This window comes from Glaciimonas sp. GG7, assembly GCF_052976905.1.
In genome coordinates this window covers 1-4405 of record NZ_JBRIIQ010000176.1, presented here as the reverse complement: position 1 = coordinate 4405, position 4405 = coordinate 1, and the positions used below count along the sequence as shown (strand labels likewise).

10 protein-coding genes are annotated in these 4405 nt (G+C 55.8%); 6 read left to right on the top strand and 4 right to left on the bottom strand.

Annotated elements, in window-relative coordinates; all coding sequences use genetic code 11:
* Window positions 1-317, top strand: a 317-nt coding sequence (locus ACVBEF_RS20715; RefSeq protein ID WP_447125795.1) for a phage virion morphogenesis protein, incomplete at its 5' end; no start/stop codon positions are given.
* 33 nt (window positions 318-350) lie between these two features.
* Here the strand turns inward: ACVBEF_RS20715 and ACVBEF_RS20710 are convergent.
* The 4 genes from ACVBEF_RS20710 to ACVBEF_RS20695 are packed head-to-tail and all read right to left on the bottom strand — an operon-like array spanning window position 351 to window position 2061.
* Complete coding sequence (locus tag ACVBEF_RS20710) at window positions 351-743, bottom strand: helix-turn-helix domain-containing protein (RefSeq protein WP_447125794.1); 393 nt, start codon at window positions 741-743, stop codon at window positions 351-353.
* Entirely contained in the window at window positions 730-1050 is a 321-nt protein-coding gene (locus ACVBEF_RS20705; RefSeq protein WP_447125793.1) for a transcriptional regulator, read from the bottom strand. Before ACVBEF_RS20705 ends, ACVBEF_RS20710 begins: the two co-directional genes overlap by 14 nt.
* Before the next feature lie 44 nt (window positions 1051-1094).
* Complete coding sequence (locus tag ACVBEF_RS20700) at window positions 1095-1889, bottom strand: DNA adenine methylase (protein ID WP_447125792.1); 795 nt, start codon at window positions 1887-1889, stop codon at window positions 1095-1097.
* Complete coding sequence (locus ACVBEF_RS20695) at window positions 1837-2061, bottom strand: Com family DNA-binding transcriptional regulator (protein ID WP_447125791.1); 225 nt, start codon at window positions 2059-2061, stop codon at window positions 1837-1839. The genes ACVBEF_RS20700 and ACVBEF_RS20695 overlap by 53 nt, the downstream gene beginning before the upstream one ends.
* A 20-nt stretch (window positions 2062-2081) precedes the next feature.
* Here ACVBEF_RS20695 and ACVBEF_RS20690 point away from each other — a divergent pair, with 20 nt between their 5' ends.
* The 5 genes from ACVBEF_RS20690 to ACVBEF_RS20670 are packed head-to-tail and all read left to right on the top strand — an operon-like array spanning window position 2082 to window position 4385.
* Window positions 2082-2324, top strand: coding sequence for a hypothetical protein (locus tag ACVBEF_RS20690; protein ID WP_447125790.1), 243 nt, complete (start codon window positions 2082-2084; stop codon window positions 2322-2324).
* On the top strand, window positions 2305-2961 hold the full coding sequence (locus ACVBEF_RS20685) for a phage baseplate assembly protein V (protein ID WP_447125789.1): 657 nt from the start codon (window positions 2305-2307) through the stop codon (window positions 2959-2961). Before ACVBEF_RS20690 ends, ACVBEF_RS20685 begins: the two co-directional genes overlap by 20 nt.
* Window positions 2958-3302 carry a GPW/gp25 family protein gene (locus ACVBEF_RS20680; protein WP_447125788.1) on the top strand — a complete coding sequence of 115 codons (345 nt, stop codon included), beginning with the start codon at window positions 2958-2960 and terminating at the stop codon, window positions 3300-3302. Before ACVBEF_RS20685 ends, ACVBEF_RS20680 begins: the two co-directional genes overlap by 4 nt.
* Window positions 3299-4186 (top strand): baseplate assembly protein, encoded by an 888-nt coding sequence (locus ACVBEF_RS20675; protein WP_447125787.1) that lies wholly within the window; start codon window positions 3299-3301, stop codon window positions 4184-4186. Before ACVBEF_RS20680 ends, ACVBEF_RS20675 begins: the two co-directional genes overlap by 4 nt.
* A complete protein-coding gene (locus ACVBEF_RS20670) occupies window positions 4179-4385 on the top strand; it encodes a phage tail protein I (RefSeq protein ID WP_447125786.1) in 207 nt (68 codons plus the stop codon). The genes ACVBEF_RS20675 and ACVBEF_RS20670 overlap by 8 nt, the downstream gene beginning before the upstream one ends.
* Window positions 4386-4405: the final 20 nt, after the last annotated feature.

Sequence of the window (4405 nt, the reverse complement as noted above, 5' to 3'; positions counted from 1 at the left end):
GCAACGCTTACGCGGCACGCAAACAGCGCAAAAAAATGCGCGGCAAACAAGGCCGCATCAAACGCCAAAAAGCTGCCATGTTCAGCAAGCTGCGCACGGCGGCCAACCTGAAGATCAAGCCGGACGCCAATCAGCTATCGGTCGGATTTTTTGGGAGAGCGGCGCGGATTGCGCGGGTGCATCAGGAGGGACTGAGTGACCGAGTGTCGAAGAAAGGGCCGGAATATCAGTATCCAGCCCGGGGACTGCTAGGATTTAGTGCATTGGATCGGGAGCTGATTCGGGATGCGCTGTTGCGGCATTTGACAAAGGCCTAACCAGCGCTTTGACTACCCGGAGGTATCTGAAATTTAACCTATCGATACTTCGCGCAACATTTCAGGATGACGGCTGGCAATCTTTAACAGTGTTTGTGCTGGCCCGGATGGTGACTTGCGACCTTGCTCCCATTCCTGCAAAGTCCGCACGGAAACACCGATGGCTTTAGCAAATTCACCTTGCGACATGCCGGACCCGGCGCGAGCGGCCATCAACTCCCACTTCGGTCCGCTAAGCACCTCGTCTTTTTCGACAGTCCCATCCGAACGTACGATCAGACGTCGCATACATCCGTCCGGCAAGACTTCAAACGTCGTTTTGCGCGCCCATTTTCCGCTACGTAACTCTTGCGCAGCCTGCAAAAGTTCTGCGCCAATATCGCGTTTGGCATCCCGCTCCATTAATTCTTTATCAGTCAGCTTCATCAAATATCTCCTTCAATTGTTTAAGAATATGGCCGGGTATGGCAGCACGATTACTCTTTGCATAAATAACCAGCATCAAAATTTGTCCGCCTTGCGTGCGTACGTAATAACAGACTCGGACGCCGCCGGATTTACCCGCTCCGGCCCGTGCCCAACGTACCTTTCGTACGCCTCCCGAACCGCGAACAATATCGCCCGCATCATGATTGTCGGAAAGATACTCTTGTAGATTTTTATATTCCTCGTCAGTCAGATAATCATAGACATTGGCAGAAAATAAGCTGGTTTCAATAAATTCGTATCGCATAGGTTTAATGTACGCCAAAAGCGTATATTAAACAAATTTCCACGTTAAAACAATCCCCCCGACGTCGCAATATCCCAATTAGCAATCACCAACTCCTTACTAATCCCCGGCTGGCCATGCACGCTCCCCAGGCTGTATTTAATATCCAGCCCCATCATCGTCAAGCCCTCAAACACCGCCCGGATATCCGGGTGGTCGTTAATACTCACCATCACTTTACCCTTACAGGTACGCATAAACTCCGCCATCAGCTGATACTGTTCAAAGCCAAACGGCACACCATAGCCCTCAGTTTGCCAATACGGTGGATCAAGGTAAAAGAATGAGTGTGGCCGGTCATAACGCTGCATGCATTCCAGCCACGGCAAATTTTCCACATACGTCCCCGCCAGCCGCAAATGTGCGGCACTCAAATTCTCTTCGATCCGGCACAGATTAATCGCTGGTCCCGTCGTCGAGGTACCGAAATTCTGCCCGACCACTTTCCCGCTAAACGCATGCTGTTGCAGATAGTAAAACCGCGCAGCACGCTGAATATCGGTCAGCGTCTCCGGACGCACCGCCTGTTGCCATTTAAAAATCTGGCGGCTGGAAATCGCCCATTTGAATTGGCGCACGAACTCTTCCATGTGGTGTTGTACCACGCGGTACAGATTCACCAGTTCGCCATTGATATCGTTGATGACTTCGGTACGGGCTGGCACTGGCCGTAAAAAATACAGCGCCGCACCACCGCAAAATACTTCGACATAGCATTCATGCGGCGGAAATAATGGGATAAGTTTGTCAGCCAGACGGCGCTTGCCGCCCAGCCATGGAATGATCGGACTTGCATCCATGAGGTACTCCAGATTCGGATGCTCGGCGGCATGCTGGTGCGGGGCGCGTGGCCCTCAAGGGATGGGTGTTAAATTGATTCAACGTGCCGCAACGTGGGCATTTAATAGCAAGTGCGATGTAATCGCCCTCGCCAAGTTTGCGGGAACAAGTCCCGCAGCGGATGTCCTGCATATAGGTTTACCTGCATAACTATGCTAGCCTTCGCCTCGCCTGATCAGGCGGCGCGGCCTTGGGCCTTGCTTGCAGGTACTTCTGCCGGTACGGTGGCGTGGTCGGTGTTAGTTGCACTGTCCACGTCGCCGCGTTCTAGGTTGCTACTGTCTCACGCGCCTGCGTTTGTCGCGCACTACCACCAAGTCGCTAAGCCGCTTATCAACCCCGCGCTTAATGCACTGACATCAGCAACCCGGCAACATGCATCGCATGACTGCTGACACCTCCGAATTATTCCGTTTGATCCTCAATCTGATCCGCCTTGGCACAATTGCCGAGATCGATCACGATGCGCGACGCGTGCGGGTCCGTGTCGGCAACAACCTGACCAACTGGCGACCGTGGGCGGCTACCCGTGCTGGCGATGCGCAAACGTGGTGGCCGCCATCGTTAGGCGAACAAATCATCTTGTTATCCCCGGAAGGCGACTTCGAGAACGGCGTGATTTTGTCCGCCGTATATTCCGATCAATTTGCGCCACCGTCGACCAATCCGGCCCATCACACCACGCGTTATAGCGACGGTGCGGTCGTGCAATACGACAGCGCCACCCACGCCTTAAGCGCGACGCTGCCGGATGGGACCAGCGTGAGCGCGTTCCCCGGCAAGGTGACTTCGAATGCGGAAGACACGATCTGCACCGGCAACCTGACCGTACAAAAAAATCTGATCGTCAACGGCTTGAGTTCGCTCAATGCTGGCATGGCCGTGTCTGCCGGAGCCGATGGCGGCACAGCAGCGGTCATCAAAGGCCAGCTCAACGCCAGCGGCGATATCGTCGCCCGTGGCATCAGCCTGACCGGCCACACGCATGGCGGCATCGAACGCGGCGGCGATAATACCGGTGGTCCGCAATGACCGGCATGCACCGCAGCAACGGACGCGCCTTGTCCGGCCTTGCGCATATTCGCCAGTCGCTGGCCGACATTCTGACTACGCCTATCGGTTCGCGTCTGATGCGCCGTAGCTATGGTTCCGAAGTCCCTGAGTTGATCGATCAGCCCTTAAACGGCGCAACCACCTTGCGCATCTATGCCGCGACCGCCCACGCGGTGCGATTGTGGGAGCCGCGTATGCAACTCACCGGCTTGCAACTGGAGCGCGATCAATACGGCAAGGCGACACTCATTCTGGAAGGCATCGCCGACGAACAAAGCGTGCAGATCGCCGTGCCAGCCAGTCAGGGAGATCATCAATGAGCACCTCCGCCATCGATCTGTCACGCCTGCCGGTCCCCAACATGATTGAAGCGCTCGACTTCGAGACGATACTGGCCGCGCAATTAGCTGACCTGATCGCACGCGATCCGTCCTTCGACGGTTTGCTGGAATCCGACCCGGCCATGAAGATTTTGCAGGTCACCGCCTACCGCGAATTACATATCCGCCAGCGCGTCAACGAAGGCGCGCGCGGGGTGATGCTGGCGTATGCGATGGATAGTGATCTTGATCATCTCGGCGCATTAATGGACGTGCCGCGTTTGCAAGTCACGCCTGCCGATCCAGATAAGGGGGTTGACGCCGTAATGGAGTCGAATGCCGATTTTCGTACACGGATTCAACTTGCCCCGCATGGCTTTTCGGTCGCAGGTCCAGAAGGTGCGTATATCTTTCATGCGCTGGGTGCTGACGCCCGTGTGCTGGACGCCTCGGCTACCAGTCCGTCGCCCGGCGTGGTGGTTGTGACCATACTTTCGCGAGAAGAATACGGCATCGCATCCCCTGAATTGATCGCCATCGTGGCCAGCAGTCTGGGAGCCGATAACGTTCGCCCCCTGACCGATTATGTGCAAGCTCAGGCTGCCGAAATCATCCGTTATCAAGTCGTCGCTAAGCTGCATACCTTTCCCGGCCCGGATGCAACGGTGGTCATACTCGAAGCGCAAAAGCGCCTCCGGCACTATGTCACCGAGACCCATCGGATAGGCCGGGGACCGACCTTGTCCGGGATTTACGCGGCGTTGCACGTCGATGGCGTGCAACGGGTCAAGCTCATCGCACCTGGCGCAGACCTGATCGTATCCCCACATCAAGCCTCGTACTGCGATGGCATGACGATCGAGAATGGTGGTAGCGATGCGTAAGGTCATCAAATCGCTGTTGCCGCCCAACACCACGCCGCAGGAACGCGCCCTCGAAGCCACCATGGCGCGGATCTCCGACATCCCGGTCCCGTTGCGTCAGCTTTATAACCCCGACACTTGCCCGATCAATGTATTGCCGTGGCTGGCGTGGCAACTCGCCATCGATTTGAAGTTTAAAAAATCCGTTCGTACTGAGTAGCCCATAGGGCGTATCGAAGT

Excerpts from the sequence above, each read along its gene's own strand:
- ACVBEF_RS20700 (WP_447125792.1), bottom strand. The coding sequence starts at position 1,889 with ATGGATGCAAGTCCGATCATTCCATGGCTGGGCGGCAAGCGCCGTCTG.
- ACVBEF_RS20685 (WP_447125789.1), top strand. The coding sequence starts at position 2,305 with ATGCATCGCATGACTGCTGACACCTCCGAATTATTCCGTTTGATCCTC.
- ACVBEF_RS20695 (WP_447125791.1), bottom strand. The coding sequence starts at position 2,061 with ATGCAGGACATCCGCTGCGGGACTTGTTCCCGCAAACTTGGCGAGGGC.
- ACVBEF_RS20690 (WP_447125790.1), top strand. The coding sequence starts at position 2,082 with ATGCTAGCCTTCGCCTCGCCTGATCAGGCGGCGCGGCCTTGGGCCTTG.
- ACVBEF_RS20680 (WP_447125788.1), top strand. The coding sequence starts at position 2,958 with ATGACCGGCATGCACCGCAGCAACGGACGCGCCTTGTCCGGCCTTGCG.
- ACVBEF_RS20710 (WP_447125794.1), bottom strand. The coding sequence starts at position 743 with ATGAAGCTGACTGATAAAGAATTAATGGAGCGGGATGCCAAACGCGAT.
- ACVBEF_RS20675 (WP_447125787.1), top strand. The coding sequence starts at position 3,299 with ATGAGCACCTCCGCCATCGATCTGTCACGCCTGCCGGTCCCCAACATG.
- ACVBEF_RS20705 (WP_447125793.1), bottom strand. The coding sequence starts at position 1,050 with ATGCGATACGAATTTATTGAAACCAGCTTATTTTCTGCCAATGTCTAT.
- ACVBEF_RS20670 (WP_447125786.1), top strand. The coding sequence starts at position 4,179 with ATGCGTAAGGTCATCAAATCGCTGTTGCCGCCCAACACCACGCCGCAG.